Origin of the sequence: Pseudoxanthomonas sp. USHLN014, assembly GCF_037153335.1 — a bacterium.
Classification (GTDB): Bacteria; Pseudomonadota; Gammaproteobacteria; order Xanthomonadales; family Xanthomonadaceae; genus Pseudoxanthomonas_A; species Pseudoxanthomonas_A winnipegensis.
In genome coordinates, this window is sequence record NZ_JBBCKO010000008.1 from 73641 (window position 1) to 92977 (window position 19337).

At 70.2% G+C, this 19337-nt stretch carries 15 protein-coding genes; 7 read left to right on the plus strand and 8 right to left on the minus strand.

Translation table 11 applies throughout. The features are described from left to right. Positions 1–151: 151 nt before the first annotated feature. On the minus strand, positions 152–1249 hold the full coding sequence (locus WFQ05_RS14730) for a dipeptide epimerase (protein WP_130528137.1): 1098 nt from the start codon (positions 1247–1249) through the stop codon (positions 152–154). Further along, positions 1246–2688, minus strand: coding sequence for an SH3 domain-containing protein (locus tag WFQ05_RS14735; RefSeq protein WP_337054364.1), 1443 nt, complete (start codon positions 2686–2688; stop codon positions 1246–1248). The genes WFQ05_RS14730 and WFQ05_RS14735 overlap by 4 nt, the downstream gene beginning before the upstream one ends. Before the next feature lie 251 nt (positions 2689–2939). Between WFQ05_RS14735 and WFQ05_RS14740 the strand changes: the two genes are divergently transcribed. From WFQ05_RS14740 to WFQ05_RS14770, 7 genes are all read left to right on the plus strand, one after another. Further along, positions 2940–4319 carry a transglutaminase domain-containing protein gene (locus tag WFQ05_RS14740; protein WP_337054468.1) on the plus strand — a complete coding sequence of 460 codons (1380 nt, stop codon included), beginning with the start codon at positions 2940–2942 and terminating at the stop codon, positions 4317–4319. 45 nt (positions 4320–4364) lie between these two features. Further along, positions 4365–7358, plus strand: a complete 2994-nt coding sequence (locus WFQ05_RS14745; RefSeq protein WP_337054365.1) for a TonB-dependent receptor — start codon at positions 4365–4367, stop codon at positions 7356–7358. A gap of 56 nt (positions 7359–7414) precedes the next feature. After that, positions 7415–9010 carry a serine hydrolase gene (locus WFQ05_RS14750; RefSeq protein ID WP_337054366.1) on the plus strand — a complete coding sequence of 532 codons (1596 nt, stop codon included), beginning with the start codon at positions 7415–7417 and terminating at the stop codon, positions 9008–9010. 14 nt (positions 9011–9024) lie between these two features. Beyond that, positions 9025–9801 carry an N-acetylmuramoyl-L-alanine amidase gene (locus tag WFQ05_RS14755; RefSeq protein WP_337054367.1) on the plus strand — a complete coding sequence of 259 codons (777 nt, stop codon included), beginning with the start codon at positions 9025–9027 and terminating at the stop codon, positions 9799–9801. After that, complete coding sequence (locus tag WFQ05_RS14760) at positions 9798–10505, plus strand: M15 family metallopeptidase (protein WP_337054368.1); 708 nt, start codon at positions 9798–9800, stop codon at positions 10503–10505. Before WFQ05_RS14755 ends, WFQ05_RS14760 begins: the two co-directional genes overlap by 4 nt. Positions 10506–10750: 245 nt before the next feature. Beyond that, the gene (locus WFQ05_RS14765; protein WP_337054369.1) at positions 10751–11995 is read left to right on the plus strand and encodes a DUF819 family protein; all 1245 of its coding nucleotides are present in this window, start codon (positions 10751–10753) and stop codon (positions 11993–11995) included. A gap of 163 nt (positions 11996–12158) precedes the next feature. Next, a complete protein-coding gene (locus WFQ05_RS14770) occupies positions 12159–13109 on the plus strand; it encodes a sodium:calcium antiporter (protein WP_337054370.1) in 951 nt (316 codons plus the stop codon). Here the strand turns inward: WFQ05_RS14770 and WFQ05_RS14775 are convergent, their stop codons facing one another. Genes WFQ05_RS14775 through WFQ05_RS14800 form a run of 6 tightly spaced genes read right to left on the minus strand, consistent with a single transcriptional unit; the run spans position 13110 to position 19017 of the window. Next, the gene (locus tag WFQ05_RS14775; RefSeq protein ID WP_130516398.1) at positions 13110–13493 is read right to left on the minus strand and encodes a Na+/H+ antiporter subunit G; all 384 of its coding nucleotides are present in this window, start codon (positions 13491–13493) and stop codon (positions 13110–13112) included. Continuing rightward, positions 13490–13774, minus strand: a complete 285-nt coding sequence (locus WFQ05_RS14780; protein ID WP_337054371.1) for a K+/H+ antiporter subunit F — start codon at positions 13772–13774, stop codon at positions 13490–13492. The genes WFQ05_RS14775 and WFQ05_RS14780 overlap by 4 nt, the downstream gene beginning before the upstream one ends. Further along, positions 13771–14271, minus strand: coding sequence for a Na+/H+ antiporter subunit E (locus WFQ05_RS14785; protein WP_130528144.1), 501 nt, complete (start codon positions 14269–14271; stop codon positions 13771–13773). The genes WFQ05_RS14780 and WFQ05_RS14785 overlap by 4 nt, the downstream gene beginning before the upstream one ends. Continuing rightward, a complete protein-coding gene (locus tag WFQ05_RS14790) occupies positions 14271–15812 on the minus strand; it encodes a monovalent cation/H+ antiporter subunit D (RefSeq protein ID WP_337054372.1) in 1542 nt (513 codons plus the stop codon). The genes WFQ05_RS14785 and WFQ05_RS14790 overlap by 1 nt, the downstream gene beginning before the upstream one ends. Continuing rightward, positions 15809–16189, minus strand: coding sequence for a Na+/H+ antiporter subunit C (locus WFQ05_RS14795; protein WP_130525040.1), 381 nt, complete (start codon positions 16187–16189; stop codon positions 15809–15811). Before WFQ05_RS14795 ends, WFQ05_RS14790 begins: the two co-directional genes overlap by 4 nt. Beyond that, positions 16189–19017 (minus strand): monovalent cation/H+ antiporter subunit A, encoded by a 2829-nt coding sequence (locus tag WFQ05_RS14800; RefSeq protein ID WP_337054373.1) that lies wholly within the window; start codon positions 19015–19017, stop codon positions 16189–16191. The genes WFQ05_RS14795 and WFQ05_RS14800 overlap by 1 nt, the downstream gene beginning before the upstream one ends. Positions 19018–19337: the final 320 nt, after the last annotated feature.

Below are 19337 nucleotides of genomic sequence, written 5' to 3' on the forward strand. Positions count from 1 at the left end.
GCAACGGCAGAAGCAGAAGCGCCTCCCGTCTTCCCCGCGAACGCAGGGACCCAGGGACTTGCGTGCAGGAGAGGCAAAGGCGCTGGATCCCCGCCTTCGCGGAGATGACGCGCGCAAAGCGCCGTGGCGTTCCGGAGAAGGCGCATGTGCCTCACGGCGCGAGCAGCTCCAGCCCCTGGATCTCGCGGATGCCCAAGCCCGGTGCATCCGGGATGCTGATCTCCGACTCGTCGAACAGCACCCCGCCCACCACCGGATTGAACTGGCCCAGCGAAGGCCCGTCCAGATCGATCTTGGTGATCACATTGGCCTTGGCCACCGCCAGATGCACCGCCGCGGCCACGCTGATCGAGGACTCGATCATGCAGCCGATCATGCAGTCCACCCCGTACAGCGCGGCGATGTCGGCGATGCGGATGGCATTGGATAGCCCGCCGGTCTTCATCAGCTTGATGTTGATGATGTCGGCGGCGCGGCGCTGGATCAGGTCGAACACCTGCTGCGGGGCGAACACGCTCTCGTCGGCCATCACCGGCGTGTTGACCCGCTCGGTGACGTACTTGAGGCCGTCGATGTCGGCGGCCTTGACCGGCTGTTCGAGCAGTTCGAGTACCACGCCGGCGTCCTCGAGCTTGCCCATGGCATAGACCGCCTGCTTGGCGGTCCAGCCCTGGTTGGCGTCCAGGCGCAGCAGGGCGCGGCCCTCGACCGCGGCGTGGATCGCCTTGACCCGCTCGATGTCCAGGCCGATGTCCTTGCCGACCTTGATCTTCAGCGACTCGAAGCCGCGCTCCAGCGCGGACAGCGAGTCGGCCACCATCTTGTCGATGTAGTCCACGCTGATGGTGATGTCGGTGGTGATCACCGGATCGCCGCCGCCCAGCAGCTGGTACAGCGGCGCGCCGTAGCGCTGCGCCCACAGGTCGTAGAGGGCGATCTCCACCGCGGCCTTGGCGCTGGTGTTGCGCTCCATTGAGGACTGCACCAGCGCCGTCAGATGGTTGAGGTTGGCGATGTCCTGGCCGATCAGGCGCGGGGCGATGAAATGGCGGATGGCCTCGATGATCGAGCCATGCGTGTCGCCGGTGATCACCGCCGTGGCGGCGGCCTCGCCGTGGCCGGTGTGGCCGCTGTCGGTGCGGATCAGCACGATCACGTCCTCGACCGTGTCCACGGTGCGCAGCGCGGTCTTGAACGGGGTCTTCAACGGCACGCGCAGCATGCCCAACTCGATGTGGGTGATCTTCATTCTTGGGCTTTCGGGCGGATGCGCTGGATGTTGGTGATGCGGTCGACATAGCTGGCGGTGTCGCTGGCCAGCATCGGTTCGAGCGGGGTGACCGACACGCCGTTGAGGTGGCCGGCCACGCGCTTGCCGTCGGCGCCGGCCCAGCCGCCGCCGGCGGTGTCATGGATGACGTAGGTCAGGCCGTTGGCGTGGCCCAGCACCACCATGACGTGACCCGGGATGTAGACCAGGTCGCCGAGCGCGAGCTGCCCGACCGCGGTCAGGCGCTTGGCGTCGGGGTCGTCGGGGGCGAAGGCGATGCGGTCCAGCGCCGGGCTGACCGCCTGCTGCGAGGTATTGCGCGGCAGCAGCACGCCGAAGCTGCGGTAGACCTCGGAGGTGAAGCCGCTGCAGTCGCGCGCATCATAGGAATGGCCCCAGCCGTAGCGCTCGCCCAGGAACTTGAAGGCCTGGGTGATGAAGTGGCGCGGGGTCAGCGGCAGGTAGTCGGCCGCCGTGTCGGCCGTGCGCGGCAGCAGCGCCGGCACCAGCGCCAGCGAGCCGTCGGCGTTGCGGATCGGCAGCTGGATCACCCAGGCGGTGTAGGGCAGCTGGCCATTGACCGGCTGGGTCGGCGCCCAGTCGGCCAGCACCGGCACGCGCACGCCCATGTCCAGCTGCAGCTGCGAGACCTGCGGTTGCTCGGGCGTGAACACCGTGGTGGCGGTGGCACCGGTGACCACGCGATACGGCCCGTGGGCGCCGTAGTCGAACACCTGCTGCGCGCTGCCCAGGCCGACGAAGCGCTTCTCGATCCAGGCGCTGTAGCGCTCGGAGGTCACGAACAGCCACTGCCCGTCGCGGCTCTCGTGCAGCACGGCCACCGCATCGCCGGGGAACAGCGCGCTTTCCTGGAAGCGGTCGATGTCGTGGTCGTCCACGCTGCTGAAGACGCGCCTCGCGGTCGGGAAGGTACGCAGGTCGGCGCGATGGGTGACCAGGCCGTAGCGCAGCGGCGTGGCGGCGGGCACGGCATCCAGCGCCAGGCTGGCCTGCAGCGCGTCCAGGGCGGCGGCATCCAGCGCCTGGCCGTCGAGGCCGTAGAGCGTGCGCGTGGGCCGCGCCGACAGCGCCTGGATCGCCTCGACCACCTGCGCCCTGGGCAGCTGCGCGGGCAGGGCGCGCAGGTCGTGGATGGCCGGGTCGTCGCGGCGCATGCGCGCGTTCTGCGCGGCGATGCCGGCGCGGTCCAGCAGCACGCGGTCGGGCTGCCGCTGCCTGGCGATCCAGTAGGCGGCGGTGAGCTTGGGCGGATCGACGCCGACCACGCCGGTGACCGGGTCGATGGCGACCTGCGGCACCGGCACGCGCGCGGCCAGCGAGCCGATGGCCAGCAGCGACAGCAGGGCGCAGCAGGCGGCCGCGCGCAGGGCGTGGGCCGGGGAAGGCGGGCGCGTCATGGGGTGTCGCTCCGGAATCGATGAAGAAAAATAATTATTCCTTGTGATCTGAAATGCAAGAATAAATTATTGACCAGGCGCAGCCTGCGTGCTAATCGTGTCGTCCTCCGCCGCTGCCCGACGACCGCCTCGACGTGGACGCCTCGACCTGCCCCGGTTCTTCCTCCGCCACCCGCCTGGCGCGCAGCGCCCTGCTGTGCCTGGTCCTGGCGACCGCGCCGCTGGGCGCGCGCCCGGCCGCGCCCCCTGCGATGGTGCCCGAAGTGATCGCGCAGGTGGACCGCGGCCAGTTCCGGCAGGCGCGGGCCGGCATCGATCAGGCCCTGGCCGATGCCACGCTGGACGCGGCCACGCGCCAGGCCCTGCTCGACCAGCGCGAGCGGATGCGCCGCATCCGCCTGGATTTCAGCCTGGACCGCGCCGCGGCCTTCGCCAGGGTGCAGCAGGCGATCCCCGACCTGCGCCAGGACGAGTTCGACGCCTGGGACGCGCAGGGCCTGATCGAGCACATGGACATCGACGGGCAGCGCTGGTGGTTCAAGCGCGCCCCGTCCAACCTGTTCCTGCTGAGCAGCCAGGCCGTGGCGCGCCGCGCGCAGCCGCGCGCGCCCTCCGACGGCCCCAACGAGCGCCTCAACGATCATCACCGCGAAGTGCTGCGCGAGGCCAAGGCCAGCGGCCGCACCAGCGTGGCGCCGCGCCGAATCGAGGTGACCCAGTCCCTGACCGTCAAGGCCGATGCGGTGCCCGATGGCGAAACCATCCGCGCGTGGATTCCCTATCCGCGCGCCATCCCCGGCCAGCAGGAAGACATCGTGTTCCTGGACAGCACGCCGGCCGGCGCGCGCGTGGCCGGGACCGAGGCGCCGCAGCGCACCGCCTACCTGGAGGCCACCGCGCGCAAGGGCCAGCCCACGCGCTTTGCCGTGCATTACGCGGTGACCGTGTATGCGCGCCACTTCGCCATCGACCCGGCCAAGGTGGTTGCCACCCCAAGCGACCCGGCGCTGAAGCCGTTCCAGGCCGAGCGTCCGCCGCATGTGGTGTTCACCCCGCAGCTGCGCGCGTTCTCCAGGCAGGTGGTGGGCGATGAGACCAACCCGTACCGCATCGCGCGCAAGCTGTTCGCCGCGGTGGACAAGATCCCGTGGGCCGGGGCACGCGAGTACTCGACCATCAGCAACATCTCCGACTACGCCCTGCACGCCGGTCACGCCGACTGCGGCCAGCAGACCCTGCTGCTGATCGCGCTGCTGCGCATGAACGGCATCCCCGCGCGCTGGCAGAGCGGCTGGGTGTTCTCCGACGATGCGGTGGGCTACGACAACATCCACGACTGGGGCTGGCTGTACCTGGCGCCCTATGGCTGGGTGCCGATGGACGTGACCACCGGGGCGCTGGACAGCGCCGACCCGGCCGAGCGCGACTTTTACTTCGGCGGGCTCGACGCCTACCGCATGGCCTTCAACGACGACTGGTCGGTGGGCTTTGCCCAGCCCAAGGCGGCGTGGCGCTCGGACGATGTGGACTCGCAGCGCGGCGAGGCCGAGTGGCGCGGCGGCAACCTCTACTACGACCAGTGGAGCTACGACTTCAAGTGGCATGTGGCGCCGCTCACGCAGGCGCCCTGAGCCCTTTCGATCTTCCCCACCATTTCACCTGAAGGAGAGAGCAGGATGAAAGCCAAGCAGTACAAGCGCGTCGCGTTGTGTGTGGCCCTGGGCGCGTGCCTGGGCGCGATGGCGCCGGCCATGGCGCAGAGCACGACCGGCGCCATCGCCGGCCGCGCCGCCGTCGGCGACACGATCACGCTCACGCACCAGGCCACCGGCCTGACGCGCACGGTCACCGTCGGCAGCGATGGCCAGTACCGCCTGGCGCAGCTGCCGGTGGGCGAGTACCGCCTGGTGGTCGAACACGCCGGTGGCGGCGCCGGCGCGCCGCTGGAGGTCAGCGTGCCGCTGGGCGGCACCACCACGGTCAATCTGGGCGATGCCGGCGCGGTCACGCTCGATGGCGTGCGCGTGGTCGGCGCCAAGGTGATCAACCAGGTCGATGTCCATTCCACCGAGACCTCGTTCAACATCAGCCGCCAGGAGCTCTCGCGCCTGCCGGTGGACCAGAACCTCAGCGCGGTGGCGCTGCTGGCGCCGGGCGTGGTGTCCTCGGGCGCGACCTTCGGCGGGCTGACCTTCGGCGGTTCTTCGGTGGCCGAGAACGCGGTCTACATCAACGGCCTGGACGTGACCGATCCGTATCGGCGCCAGGGCTTCTCCTCGGTGCCGTTCGGCTTCTTCCAGGAAGTGCAGGTCAAGACCGGCGGCTACTCGGCCGAGTTCGGCCGCAGCACCGGCGGCGTCATCAATGCGGTGACCCGCTCGGGCGACAACACCTTCCGCGCCGGCGTGGAGTTCACCGCCGAGCCCTCGGCCTGGGCCGCGTCCAAGAAGGATCACTTCCACCACGACGGCACCCTGGACGAACGCGACCGCACCAGCCGCGACGCCAGTTCGTTCTACAAGACCAATGTGTGGGCCTCCGGCCCGCTGATCCGCGACAAGCTGTTCTTCTTCGGCATGTACGAGATCCGCGACAGCCAGCCGCGCGACATCGACACCACCCAGGCCTTCTACACCAAGGGCGACAACGACTTCTGGGGCGGCAAGCTGGACTGGCACATCACCGATGACCACCTGCTGGAACTGCTGGCCTTCTCCGACAAGGCCGACACGGTCACCGACGCCTACGGCTACGACTGGGACAGCGGCACGCGCGGGGCGTGGGTGGGCAGCAGCAATGCGGCCACCGGCGGCAACAACTGGTCGCTGACCTATACCGGCCACTTCGGCGACAACTTCGTGGCCAAGGCCCTGTACGGGGTGAACAAGCGCAGCGAGGACAGCGGCAGCCCGCTGGATGCGGCGTGCAGCATCGTCACGCGTTCGGGCAGCTATACCGCGGCCTTCGGGCCCAGGACCACGCAGGAAGGCTGCCACCCGAGCAATTCCAGCATCAACAGCCGCGAGGACGAGCGCAAGGCCGCGCGCCTGGACTTCGAGTGGACCCTGGGCGATCACCTGCTGCGCTTCGGCGCCGACCAGGAAATCATGGATTCCACCAGCGCCCGGGTCTATCCGGGCGACGGCCGCAGCTATCAGGTGCAGGCGACCACGCCGGGCAGCGTGCTGCCGGGTGGCGGGGTGGTGCCGGCCGGCGTCAACGCCATCGTCGATGCGCGCTACTACGTCACCGGCGCGCCGGTGCGGGCCAAGGCGCAGGCGATCTACGTGGAGGACAACTGGAACGTCACCCCCAACATCCTGCTCAATCTGGGCGTGCGCGCGGACAAGTTCGAGAACACGCTGCTGGCCTCGGGCGCGACCTTCGCCAAGGCCGACTTCTCCGACATGGTGTCCCCGCGCGTGGGCTTCAGCTGGGACATGCGTGGCGACGGCACGACCAAGCTGTTCGGCAACGCGGGCCGCTACTACATCCCGCTGACCAACAAGCTCACCGACTACTTCGGCGGCGGCACCACCGACGAGCACACCTACTACGCGCTCAACGGCTGGTCCGAGCAGCGCCACCCGGTCACCGGCGCTCCCTACCTGCTGCCCAACCTCGGCGCGCAGATCGGCCCGGTCAATACCGACGGCAACGCGCCGGCGCCCAGCGACCTGCGCACCACGGTGGCCAAAAACATCAAGCAGGTCTACCAGGACGAATACATCCTGGGCTTCCAGCAGGCCATCAGCGAGGCCTGGTCCTATGGCGTCAACCTGACCTATCGCAAGATGACCCGCGCGGTCGAGGACGCGCGCATCAACCATGTCGAGGGCTGCCCCTGGTATTCGGGCGACTGGCCGATCATCAACCCGGGCGAGAAGACCACGCTGTGGTGCCCGACCACCGAGGACTGGGTGACCTTCGATTCCTCCAAGGACGGCTACAAGGCCGGCGGCAGCGGCGCGATCATGGGCTACAAGAAGCCGCGGCGTACCTACAAGGCGGCCGAGTTCCAGATCGACCGCGCCTGGGACGACAAGTGGTTCTTCAACGCCAGCTACATCTATGCGCGCAGCGAGGGCAACATCGAGGGCCCGGTGAACTCGGACACCGGCTACAACGACACCAACCTGGTGCAGTACTACGACCATCCGGCGGTCAACGAACGCTACGGCGTGCTGTTCAACGACTACCGCCACCAGGTCAAGCTGCGCGGCGGCTTCAAGCTCAACGACATGTGGAGCTTCGGCGCGACGCTGGCGGCGCACTCGGGTGGGCCGATCACCGCCTTCGGCGTGGTCTGGCCCAACGACAGCCGCGCGGCCGGCGGCCCCGGCGAGTACAGCGGCGGCGGCTCGGGCTGGCTGTGCACGGCCAACTGCGGCGACTGGCGCACGCGCCAGCTGGTATACACCGAGCGCGGCGCGTTCGGCCGCATGCCCTGGGTCTACAACCTGGGCGCCAACGTGACCTGGACCCTGCCGGTGGAGGGCATCGACCTGAAGGCGCGGCTGTCGGTGTACAACCTGCTCAACCGGCAGACGGTGATCAACGTGCATTCGCGCTACGAGAGCGCACCGGGCACGCCGATGCCGTATTTTGGCGAGGGCACGGTCTGGCAGGAGCCGCGCTGGACGCAGTTGGTGGTGACCTGGAACTTCTGACGGCAGGTGCGCGGGCGGCCCGTCGCGCACGGGCCGTCCATCGCGACGGGAACGGCATGTTCAAGCACACAGGCAAGGCGCTGGCCCTGGCAGGGCTGCTGCTCGCATCGGGTCCGTCGGCGGCGGCCGATGCGCCGGCGCAGGCGTCCTTCGACACGCTGTTCGATCAGGCCATGGCGCGCTACCGGCTGCCCGGCCTGGCGGTGGGCGTGGTCGAGGACGGCAAGGTGGTCTACCTGCGCACGGCGGGCGAGACGCGCGCCGGCAGCGGCGAGAAGATCGACGCCGACACGCTGTTCAAGATCGCCTCCAACACCAAGGCCATGACCACCGGCGTGCTGGCGCGGCTGGTGGATCAGGGCAAGCTGAAGTGGGACGACCCGGTCACCCAGTACCTGCCGCAGTTCCGCATGGCCGATCCCTGGGTCACGCGCAACTTCCAGGTGCGCGACCTGCTGATCCACAACAGCGGCCTGGGGCTGGGGGCGGGCGATCTGATGCTGTGGCCCGAGCCCAACGACTTCACCCGCGCCGACATCATCGCCGGGCTGGCCTATCTGCAGCCCACGCACAGCTTCCGCGCGCACTACGCATACGACAACCTGATGTACGTGGTCGCCGGCGAAGTGGCGGCCAAGGCCGGCGGCAAGCCCTACGACCAACTGGTGCGGCAGGAGCTGTTCGGCCCGCTGGGCATGACCCGCTGCCAGGTCGGCGCGTTCGAGCGCGATGCGGTGGGCAACCTGGCCCAGCCGCACATGGTCCAGGACGGGCGCAACGTGGTGGTGCGCGCCGATGGCCCGACCATTCCGGACAACCCGTCCATGTCCGCCGGCGGCATCCGCTGCAGCGTGCGCGATCTGACCACCTGGATCGCGATGTGGCTGGCGCCCGACGCGGCGCATCCCTGGCTCTCGGCCCAGCAGCGCGCCGCGCTGTGGACGCTGCATACGCCGATGCCGATCGGGGCGCAGCTGCGCGACTGGGACGGCACGCATCTGTACGGCTATGGCTATGGCTGGCGGCTCTCGGACGTGGACGGCCAGTGGCGCGTGGCGCATACCGGCACGCTGATGGGCATGTACTCCTCGGTGACGCTGCTGCCGGACCGCAAGGTCGGCTTCGTGGTGCTGATCAACGGCGACGGCGAGGCCGCGCGCACCACGCTGACCGAGGCGCTGACCAAGCACTACACCCGCCCCGGCGCCGGGCTGGATGTCGATCACTACGCGGGCCTGCTGGAACAGGCGCGCGCCAGGGCGGCCGCGAACGCCACGCACCCGCAGGTGCCGGATACCTCGGACCGCAAGCCCGCCACGGCGGCGCGGTTCGCGCGCTGGCAGGGCGTGTACCGCGATCCGTGGTTCGGCCAGGTGAGCCTGTGCCCGCAGGACCAGGGCGTCGTGTTCCGCGCCGCGCGTTCGCCGCTGATGCGCGGGCCCGTGCTGGTCTCGCACGGGCGCTGGCTGGTGGACTGGGACGATGCCAGCGTCGATGCCGAGCCGTGGCTGGACTTCGCCCAGGCCGACGGCAAGACCACGCTGACGCTGAAGTCAATCGACCCGGACGCCGATTTCAGCTACGACTATCAGGACCTGCACTTCCAGCGCGTGGGCGCGTGCCCGGCGCAGCGGGGCGCAGCCGATCCATGAACCAGGGCCCGTCGATGCATTCCACCCCGAACCTGCCATTGCGCGCGGCCATGCTGCTGCTGGCCGCGCTGCTGCTGTCGGCCTGCGCCGGCCTGCCGCCGAAGAATCCGCTGGCCCAGTGGGAGCCCTCGCCGAATCAGAATGCGCGCGGGCCGATCCTGATCGTCATCCATTTCACCAGCGAGGACTCGGTCGCCGAGAGCCTGAAGACCCTCAAGACCGCCAACAGCGCAGGCCCGGTCAGTGCGCACTATCTGATCGGCGCCGACGGCAAGCGCTATCAGCTGGTCAGCGACGACCGCCGCGCCTGGCATGCCGGCGCGGGCCACTGGGGCACGATCAACGACGTCAACTCCGCCTCGATCGGCATCGAGCTGGACAACGATGGCCACTCGCCCTTCGCCGATGCGCAGATCGACAGCCTGCTGCTGTTGCTGGACGACCTGTGCCGGCGCCACCACATCCCGCGCACGGCGATCATCGGCCACGAGGACATGGCGCCGGGGCGCAAGGTCGATCCGGGTCCGCTGTTCCCGTGGAAGCGGCTGGCGCAGGCCGGCTTCGGCGTGTGGCCGCGCGCCGATGCGCCGCCGGCGCCGGCCGGCTTCGACCCGTGGCTGGCGATGGCCACGCTGGGCTATCCGCTGGACAACCGCGGCGACGCGGTCCAGTCCTTCCGCCATCATTTCCGCGGTCTGGAGGGGCGCACTTTCGATGAGGAAGACCTGCGCATCCTGCACGACCTGACCCTGCCGCCTCCGGCGAAGGACGCGCAGGAGGATGCGCCGTGAGGCGTGCGCTGACACTGCTGGTGGCGCTGGCGGCGTGTGGCGCGGCGCATGCCGCCGAGCCGGTGCGCACCTCGCCGGCCACCACCGCCGCGCAGGCCGGGCTGGTCGATGTGACCACGCTGGCGCCGGACGTGCAGCGCGACATCCGCTACGCCGGCGCGCACAACTTCACCGGCAAGCCGGTGGATGGCTACCAGGCGCCCAAGTGCCTGCTGCTGGCGCCGGTGGCGCAGGCGCTGGCCCAGGTGCAGGCCGACCTGCGCGCGCAGGGCCTGGGCCTGAAGCTGTTCGACTGCTATCGTCCGGTGCGCGCGGTGCAGGCCTTCATGCGCTGGGCCGCAGATCTGCCCGACCAGACGATGAAGGCCGAGTTCTACCCGGCGCTGGACAAGACCCGGATCATCCCCGATGGCTATGTGGCCGAGGTCTCCGGCCACAGCCGCGGCGCGACGGCGGACCTGACCCTGGTGCGCTGCCAGGCCGGTGCCTACACCGAGCTAGACATGGGCACGCCGTTCGACTTCTTCGATCCGCGCGCGCATACCGACGCGCCGGGCCTGAGCGAGGCGCAGCGCGCCAACCGCAAACGCCTGGTCGAGGCGATGGCGCGGCGCGGCTTCGCCAACTATCCCGGCGAGTGGTGGCATTACACCTTCAAGCCGGAGCCCTCGCCCGACGTGCAGTTCGACGTGCCGGTGCGCTGACTTGTCCGAGCAGCTGTCTGTCGGATGTAGAGCGGAGCTTGCTCCGCTGCTCTTCGGCCGGATCTATCGGGAAAGCCCCAGCGGAGCAAGCTCCGCTCTACAGGTGGGAGCCGCCCGTGTGGCCTTTCGGCCAATGGCGGCGATGGGCTCTCCGGGAAGGCCTCATTGCCGCCATTGGCCGAAAAGGCCACAAGGGCGGCTCCCACCGTACTTCGACCGGCCTGCGCGGCCGCTGGAATCGCTTCATGCCTGAGACCCACACCGCCCTGATCCAGTCCGACATCGTGCTGTTCGGCCTGATCGCCGCCACGCTGGCGTTCGTGTTCTGGACCGCCTCGCTCAAGGGCGTCTGGCAGAAGTTCTACGGCATCGTGCCGCCGCTGCTGCTGTGCTATTTCATCCCCGGCATCTTCAACTCGCTCGGCGTGATCGACGGTGCCGGCAGCCAGCTCTACAACCCGGTCGCCAGCCGCGTGCTGCTGCCGGCCGCGCTGGTGCTGCTGACCCTGACCATCGACCTCAAGGCGGTCATGGGGCTGGGCTGGAAGCTGCTGGCGATGTACTTCGGCTCGTCCTTCAGCATCATGCTCGGCGCGTTCTTCGCCTTCTGGGTGATGCAGCACGCGCATCCGGCGACCACCGCCGGCGACACCTGGGGCGGCATGGCGGCGCTGGCCGGCAGCTGGATCGGCGGCGGCGCCAACATGGTCGCGATGAAGGAGATCTTCCAGGTCGACGAGACCACCTTCGGCCAGTTCGTGGTGCTCGATGTCGGCGTGGGCTATGTGTGGATGGCGGTGCTGATCTTCCTGGCCGGGCGCGCCAAGGCCATCGATGCGCGCTCGGGCGCCGACACCTCGGCCATCGACGCGCTCAAGGCGCGCCTGGCCGACTACAGCGCCCAGCACGCGCGCATCCCCACGCTGACCGACTACATGCTGATCATCGGCCTGGCCTTCGGCGTGGTCGGCCTGGCGCACGCGGTGTCGCCGCCGCTGGCGGGCCTGTTCGCGCCGTATCCGTGGGCGCATGCGGCCAGCCTGGATTCGCCGTATGTGTGGGTGGTGCTGCTGGCCACCTTCGCCGGGCTGGCGTTGAGCTTCACCCGCGCGCGCCAGCTCGACGGCGCCGGCGCCTCGAAGATCGGCACGCTGCTGCTGTACGTGCTGATCGCCTGCATCGGCATGCAGATGGACATCGCCGCGCTGCTCGGCCGGCCATGGCTGTTCGTGCTGGGCGTGCTGTGGATCGTCGTGCACATCGTGCTGCTGTGGCTGCTGGGCCGGCTGCTGAAGGTGCCGTTCTTCTATTTCGCCATCGGCTCGCAGAGCAATATCGGCGGGCCGGCCTCGGCGCCGGTGGTGGCGGCGGTGTTCCATCCGGCGCTGGCCCCGGTCGGCGCGCTGCTGGGCACGCTGGGCTATGCCACCGGCACGGTGCTGGCCTATCTGGTCGGCATCGGCCTGCGCGCTATGGCCGGCGCGGGCTGAGCCGGGTCGGCCGCGCGCGCCCGTCGTCCTTCCCGCGAAGGCGGCAACCCGGCGCCTTCGGCCTTGCGCGTGTTCCCGCGCCTGCCCGCTGTTTCCCGGCGACCTACACGCGAATCGATGGCAGGCCCTAGAATCCCCTCACTCATCCGAGCGGGGCGGTGCGATGGTCGAGGGCTGGGGTTTGTTCGTGCTGGGCCTGGTGCTGCTGGCGCTGGGCGGCGACACGCTGGTCAAGGGCGTGTCGGGCATCGCCCAGCGGGCCGGGCTGTCGCCGTTCACCGCCGGGCTGTTGCTGCTGGCCTTCGGCACCTCGCTGCCGGAGCTGTTCGTCAACGGCGCGGCGCTGCTGCGCGGCACGCCGTCGCTGGCGCTGGGCAATGCGGTCGGCAGCAATCTGGTCAATCTGGGCCTGACCCTGCCGCTGGCGGCCCTGTTCGCCAGCGTGCAGGTGCGCCTGCGCCTGCTCACCCCGCTGCTGTGGGTGCTGGTGATCGCCTCGCTGCTGGTGATGGTGTTCGGCCTGGATGGGCGCCTGAACCGGCTCGAGGGCGGCCTGCTGCTGCTCGGCTTCGTGCTGGTCGTGGTGAAGGTGATCGTGCGCGGGCGCAGCGAGGCGCCCGAGGTGCGCGCGCCGGTGGAGGCCTACGCCGCCACCCGCACCGTGACCTGGCTCAACCTGCTGCGGCTGCTGATCGGCGTGGTGCTGCTGGGCTACGGCGCGCGCGATGTGGTGGTCTCGATGGGCACCCTGGCCCCGGCGCTGGGCCTGACCCCGCTGATGGCCGGCCTGCTGCCGGTGGCCATCGGCACGGCGCTGCCGGAGATCGCCGCGGCCATCGTCGCCGCGCGCCGCGGGCAGGGCGACATGGTGCTGGGCCACGTGATCGGCTCCAGCGTGTGCAACCTGCTGCTGGTGGTGGGCGGCATGGCCCTGATCGCGCCGCTGGCGCTGCCGGCCTCGTTCGTGAAGCTGGAGCTGCCCGCGGCCATCGTCCTGGCCATCGTGCTGGTGCCGATGCTGCGCGGCGATGCGCGCGTCAGCCGCGGCGAGGCGGCCGTGCTGCTGCTGGCCTTCTGCGCCTGGGTGGCGCTGGAACTGGCCTGGCTGCGCTGATCAGCGCGGCGCGTCGTCCTCGTCCTGCGGCGCCTGGGGCCGGGTGACCTGCGGCGAGATCCGCGTGTCCTTCGGCGGCACCGGCCGGGCATGGGTCATCAGCGACAGCGCCGCCTTGCTCATCAGGTGCGCGCTGATCGGCGCGGTGATGAACAGGAACGCGGTGATCAGCAGTTCGCGCGGCTGCGGGTCCTGGCCCAGCACCAGGTGATAGCCGACCGAGGCGATCAGCACGCAGCCCACGCCCAGCGTGCTGCCCAGCGTGGGCGCATGCACGCGCCGGAAGAAGTCCGACAGCCGCACCAGGCCCAGCGCGCCGATCAGGATGAAGGCCGTGCCGGCGATCAGCACCAGCGCCAGCAGCACGCGGAAGAGGTCGATCATTCGAACACGTCCCGGCGCAGCACGAACTTGCACAGCACCACCGTGCTGCTGAAGCCCAGCATCGCCACCACCAGTGCCGCCTCGAAGTAGACCGGGCTTTCCAGATGCATCCCCAGCAGCATCAGCGCCGCGATAAAGGTCACCGACAGCGTGTCCAGCGCCAGGATGCGGTCGGCCACCGTGGGCCCGCGCAGCAGGCGCCACAGGCACAGCAGCGCGGACACGCCGATGGCCACCAGGCAGGCCACGATGGTGTGCTCGAAGAACAGATGTGCGGTCATGGAAAGATCTCCATCAGCGGTTTTTCGTAGCGGGTCTTGATGTTGTCGATCGCTTCCTGCGCGCTGCGCATGTCCAGCATGTGGACGAGCAGGTAGCGGCGGTCGTCGGTCAGCGCGGCCGAGACCGTGCCGGGGGTCAGCGTGATCATGCTGGTCAGCGCGGCGATGCCGTGCAGGTTCTGGATGTCCAGCGGGATCCAGATGAAGCCCGGATGCAGCCGGCGCTCGGGGCCGAGCACCTGCATGGCGACGATCACGTTGGAGCGCAGGATGTCCCAGGCCACCACGCACAGCATGCGCGGCACCGGCCGCAGCGAACCGATGCGCGCGTACTCGCGGTCCAGGCGCGCGGCGAAGCGCGGGATCAGCCAGCCCAGCAGCAGTGCAAGTGCGAACTGGGCCGCGCTGTAGCTGTCGGTCATCAGCAGCCAGAACGCGATCACGCACAGGCTCAGCGGCCAGGACGGGGTCAGCCAGCGCAGCAGGCGCGTGCCCATCACGGCGCCCTCAGCACGGACGGCGCCGCGCGCAGCTGGTCGGTATAGCCGGCCGCGTCCAGCAGCTGTTGCCCGGTCGCGTCGGTGTAGCGCATCAGCGGCGCGGCGAAGGCCGTCATCGCCACGCCGAAGGCCAGCAGCAGCACCGTGGCCCAGGTCTCCTGCGGCCGGGCGCGGGCGGGCACGGGCTGTTCGCATTCGGCCTGCTCCACCTGCGCGGGCAGGCGCCAGAACAGGCGCACGCCGGCGCGGCTGAGGCCGATGATCACCAGCAGGCTGGAGAGCAGCACCACGCTCCACACCAGCGGCGTCTGCGCCGGCGGCACCGCCGAGAGCAGCGCGGCCTTGGCCAGAAAGCCCGACAGCGGCGGCAGGCCCGCGGCCGAGACCGCGGCGATCAGGAACAGCGTGCCCGGCACCGCGCGTCCGGGCAGGGCGGCGATGATCGACTTGTCGTCGCCGGCCGTGCCGCGACGGCGGCGGATCAGGTCGGCGATCAGGAACAGCGCGGCCGCCACGAAGGTGCTGTGCGCCAGGTAGTACAGCCCTGCGCCGATGGTCTGCGCCTGGCCCAGGGCGAAGGCCACGAACAGCGTGGCCGCCGACCAGATCACCAGATAGCCGATCATCAGCCGCAGCCGTGCCGAGCCCAGCACGCCCAGCGCGGCCACCAGCAGCGTGCCGGCGCCCAGCCACAGCAGCGCGGGGCGGGCGAAGCCGGCCAACAGCCCGGCCTGCTCGCCCAGCAGCAGGGTGCTGACCCGCAGCACCGCGTACAGGCCGACCTTGGTCATCACCGCGAACAGCGCCGCCACCGCCGCCGGCGCGCGCGCATAGGTCTCCGGCAGCCACAGGTACAGCGGCAGCAGCGCGGCCTTGGCGCAGAACACCACCAGCAGCAGGCCGAAGGCGGCCTTGACCAGCCCGGCCTGCGCCGGCGGCACCTGGCCGATGCGCGCGGAGAGCTCGGCCATGTTGAGCGAACCGAGCAGCCCGTAGATCAGCCCCAGCGCGATCAGGAACACCGCCGAGGCGGCGACGTTGAAGGCCACGTAGTGGAACGCGCCGCGCAGGCGCAGCCCGCGCCCGCCGCTGGCCAGCAGGCCGTAGCTGGCGCTCAGCATCACCTCGAAGAACACGAACAGGTTGAACACATCGCCGGTCAGGAAGGCGCCGTTGAGCCCCATCAGCTGCAGCTGGAAGAAGGCATGGAAATGCGGCGCGCGCCGGTCCCAGCCGCCGCAGGCGTGCAGCAGGCAGGCCGCCCCCAGCAGCCAGGTCACCGCCAGCATCCAGCCCGACAGCCGGTCGGCCATCAGCGCGATGCCCAGCCGCGCCGGCCAGTCGCCGAGCAGGTAGGCGACCACCTCGCCGTCGGCCACGCGCGCGACCACGGCCACCACCGCCACGCCCTGCAGGCCCAGCATCGCCCAAGCCGCCCAGCGTCGCGCCGCCCAGCCGAAGCGCCGGTGTTCGAGGAACAGCGCCAGCGCCGCGCCCAGCAGCGGCAGCACGATCGGCCACAGCAACAGATGGCTCATGCGCCCGGCTCCCGCGGCGGCGCGGCCGGCGGCTCGGGCGCGGCGTCGTGCGCATCGACATGATCGCTGTGGTTGTCGGCGCGGCTGCGCATGGCCAGCACCAGGCTGACCGCGGTCATGGCGAAGGCGATCACGATCGCGGTCAGCACCAGCGCCTGCGGCAGCGGATCGGTGTAGTGCGCCAGGTCGGCCGGCTGGCCGTCCACCAGCACCGGCGGCTGGCCCGGCCGCAGCCGCCCGCCGGCGAAGATCAGCAGATTGGTGGCATAGGACAGCAGGGTCAGGCCCAGGATCACATCGAAGGTGCGCGCGCGCAGCATCAGCCAGATGCCGGCGGCGGCGAGGATGCCGATGGCGCTGGCCAGAGCGAGTTCCATCAGGCGCGGCCTCCGGTGCTGGGCGAGCGGCGGTCCGGGTCCAGCGGCTTGCGCTGGGCGCGGCGGCGGCTCGAACCGCGGATGGTACCCAGCATCGAGAGCATCAGCATCGCCCCGCCGAACACCACCAGATACACGCCGGTGTCGAAGCCCAGCGCACTGGCCAGCGGCACATGCCCGATCAGCGGCAGCTGCAGGTCCAGGTGGCCGCTGGTGAGGAAGGGCACGCCGAACAGCAGCGACGCCAGCCCGCTCAGCACCGCCAGCACCAGGCCGAGCCCGATCAGGCGGATGTAGTCGAAGCCGAAGCGCGACTCGACCGAGGCCGCGCCCTGGATGACGTACTGCATCAGCAGCGGCACGGCCAGCACCAGCCCGGCGATGAAGCCGCCGCCGGGCGCGTTGTGGCCGCGCAGGAACAGGAAGATCGACACGGTCAGGATCAGCGGGAACAGGATCTGGGTCAGGTCGGCCGGCACCGGCAGCTGCACCGGGTCGCCGGCGATCAGGCGCTCGGGCGCCATGCGCGCGCGGCGCAGGCAGGCATGCACCACCAGCGCGGCGATGGCGAACACGGTGATCTCGCCGAAGGTGTCGAAGCCGCGGAAATCCACCAGCGTCACGTTGACCACGTTGCGGCCATAGGCCTCCGGCAGGGCGCGCGTCAGCAGCTCGCCGGCGACGGTGTCCGCGGGCCGGGTCATCATCGCGTAAGCCAGCACCGCCAGGCCCGCGCCCGCCGCGCAGGCGATCAGCGTATCGCGCCACTTGCGCCAGCGGGAAGCTTCGGGCGGGCTGGTCTCGGGCAGGTAGTTCAGCGCCAGCATCATCAGCACCAGGGTCACCATCTCCACCAGCAGCTGGGTCAGGGCCAGGTCCGGCGCCGACAGCAGCACGAAGGTCAGGCTGATCATCAGCCCCGCCGCGCTCAGCACGATCGCCGCCAGCAGGCGCTGGCGATGCAGACGCACCGCGCCGAGCGCGGCGGCGATCATCACCACCCACACCAGCGCGCCCAGCAGCGGCAGCGGCTGCACGCCGGCCAGCGACAGCGCCAGGCCGTCGCGCCACAGCGGCACCGCGGCCGCGGCGACGGCCACCAGCACCAGCATCAGCAGGCTGCGCTGCAGGCTGTTGTTGGCCAGGCGCGTGCTGATGCGGTTGCCCGCGACGAACAGCAGCTCCAGATGCCGTTTGAACAGGTCGCGCCCGATCGCCCGGGTCACCACCGCGTGCAGGTCCAGCAATCGCGCCAGCCCCAGATACAGCGCCACGCCGCCGACCACGCCGGCCAGGCTCATCGCCAGCGGCCAGTTCAGGCCGTGCCACACCGCCAGGCTGTAGTCGGGCGTGGCCGGGCCCAGGATGGCGGAGACGCCGGCGTGCAGCAGCCGCGCCACGGTCAGCGCCGGGAAGATGCCCACCGCCACGCACAGCAACACCAGCACCTCGACGGGGATCTTCATCCAGCGCGGCGGCTCGTGCGGGGTGACTTCGAGGTCGCGCGGGCCGTCGCCGAAGAAGGTCTCGTAGACGAAGCGCAGGCTGTAGGCCACGCCCAGCACACCGGCCAGCAGCGCGGCCACGCCGGTGAACACGCGCATCGGCGCCGGCGCCGGGGTCTCCAGCGCCGCGGCGAAGAACATTTCCTTGGACAGAAAGCCGTTGAGCAGTGGAATGCCGGCCATCGACAGCGAGGCCACGATCGCCAGCGTGCTGGTGAAGGGCATCAGCCGGCGCAGCCCGCCCAGCCGGCGGATGTCGCGCGTGCCGGTCTCGTGGTCGATGATGCCGGCGGCCATGAACAGCGAGGCCTTGAACACCGCGTGGTTGAGGATGTGGAACACGCCGGCCACCACCGCCAGCGGCGTGGACAGGCCGAACAGCATCGTGATCAGGCCCAGGTGCGAGATGGTCGAATACGCCAGCAGGCCCTTCAGATCGTGCTGGAAGATCGCATACCACGCACCCAGCAACAGGGTGACCGCGCCGATGGTGCTGACCGTGTAGAAGAACAGGTCCGTCCCCGCCAGCGCCGGGTGCAGGCGCGCCAGCAGGAACACGCCGGCCTTCACCATCGTGGCCGAGTGCAGATAGGCCGAGACCGGCGTCGGCGCGGCCATGGCCTGCGGCAGCCAGAAGTGGAACGGGAACTGCGCGCTCTTGGTCAGGATGCCGCCCAGCACCAGGAACAGCGCCCACGGATACAGCGCACTGGCGCGCAGCGTGTCGCCGGCGCCCAGCACCGTGTCCAGGTCGAAGCTGCCGACGATGCGGCCGATCAGCAGCACGCCGCCCAGCAGCGCCAGGCCGCCACCGCCGGTCACCACCAGCGCCATGCGCGCGCCTTCGCGCGCGTCCTTGCGATGCGTCCAGAAGCCGATCAGCAGGAACGAGGTCAGGCTGGTCAGTTCCCAGAACACGCACAGCAGCAACAGGTTGCCGGACACCACCACGCCCAGCATCGCGCCCATGAACAACAGCAGGAAGGCCAGGAAACGCGGCACCGAGTCGCGCTCGCTGAGGTAATAGCGCGCATACATCACCACCAGCGCGCCGATGGTCAGCACCAGCAGCGCGAACATCCAGGCGAAGCCGTCCACGCGCAGCGTGAACTCCAGGCCGATGCGCGGCAGCCAGGCGTGCCGGTCGTGCAGCACCTGCCCATCGAGGATGGCCGGTGTCATCGCCGCCAGCAGCGCCAGGCCGCCCAGCGGCGCCAGCGCGGCCAGCCACGCCAGCGCCGTGCGCGGCAGGCGATGGGCCGCGGCCACGATCGCCGCCATGACGAAGGGCAGGGCGAGCAGGGGAAGGAGGAGGTGGGGCATGCAGGGAATGCAGCCATTCGCGAGCAGGCCATCACGATAACAGCGGCGGCGTGAGCGAGCCGCTGACTGTCGGGTCATCGTGGTCAGCCAGGACCTGCGATCGATCCCCGGGCAGGCGGCGTTGGTGCTGCAAGGCCGTCAGGTTTGCGTCGCGTGGCGTAGGCCTGAGTGGCCGGTAGAGTCCAGCCCTCGCGAAGGTGGGCTCAAGCCGCGCTGGAGAAGAAGGCGGCCTTGCAGCGCGAATCCGAAGGGCCGCTCTCGCGGCGCGCTCTGCAGGGAATCGACAGGCCCTCGCGTCGCCGGAGTGCACGCAGTGACGC

Bases quoted from the DNA above. Each gene is read 5' to 3' on its own strand.
- WFQ05_RS14730 (WP_130528137.1), bottom strand. From the start codon at position 1,249: ATGAAGATCACCCACATCGAGTTGGGCATGCTGCGCGTGCCGTTGAAG.
- WFQ05_RS14735 (WP_337054364.1), bottom strand. From the start codon at position 2,688: ATGACGCGCCCGCCTTCCCCGGCCCACGCCCTGCGCGCGGCCGCCTGC.
- WFQ05_RS14740 (WP_337054468.1), top strand. From the start codon at position 2,940: ATGGTGCCCGAAGTGATCGCGCAGGTGGACCGCGGCCAGTTCCGGCAG.
- WFQ05_RS14745 (WP_337054365.1), top strand. From the start codon at position 4,365: ATGAAAGCCAAGCAGTACAAGCGCGTCGCGTTGTGTGTGGCCCTGGGC.
- WFQ05_RS14750 (WP_337054366.1), top strand. From the start codon at position 7,415: ATGTTCAAGCACACAGGCAAGGCGCTGGCCCTGGCAGGGCTGCTGCTC.
- WFQ05_RS14755 (WP_337054367.1), top strand. From the start codon at position 9,025: ATGCATTCCACCCCGAACCTGCCATTGCGCGCGGCCATGCTGCTGCTG.
- WFQ05_RS14765 (WP_337054369.1), top strand. From the start codon at position 10,751: ATGCCTGAGACCCACACCGCCCTGATCCAGTCCGACATCGTGCTGTTC.
- WFQ05_RS14770 (WP_337054370.1), top strand. From the start codon at position 12,159: ATGGTCGAGGGCTGGGGTTTGTTCGTGCTGGGCCTGGTGCTGCTGGCG.
- WFQ05_RS14775 (WP_130516398.1), bottom strand. From the start codon at position 13,493: ATGATCGACCTCTTCCGCGTGCTGCTGGCGCTGGTGCTGATCGCCGGC.
- WFQ05_RS14780 (WP_337054371.1), bottom strand. From the start codon at position 13,774: ATGACCGCACATCTGTTCTTCGAGCACACCATCGTGGCCTGCCTGGTG.
- WFQ05_RS14785 (WP_130528144.1), bottom strand. From the start codon at position 14,271: ATGGGCACGCGCCTGCTGCGCTGGCTGACCCCGTCCTGGCCGCTGAGC.
- WFQ05_RS14790 (WP_337054372.1), bottom strand. From the start codon at position 15,812: ATGAGCCATCTGTTGCTGTGGCCGATCGTGCTGCCGCTGCTGGGCGCG.
- WFQ05_RS14795 (WP_130525040.1), bottom strand. From the start codon at position 16,189: ATGGAACTCGCTCTGGCCAGCGCCATCGGCATCCTCGCCGCCGCCGGC.
- WFQ05_RS14800 (WP_337054373.1), bottom strand. From the start codon at position 19,017: ATGCCCCACCTCCTCCTTCCCCTGCTCGCCCTGCCCTTCGTCATGGCG.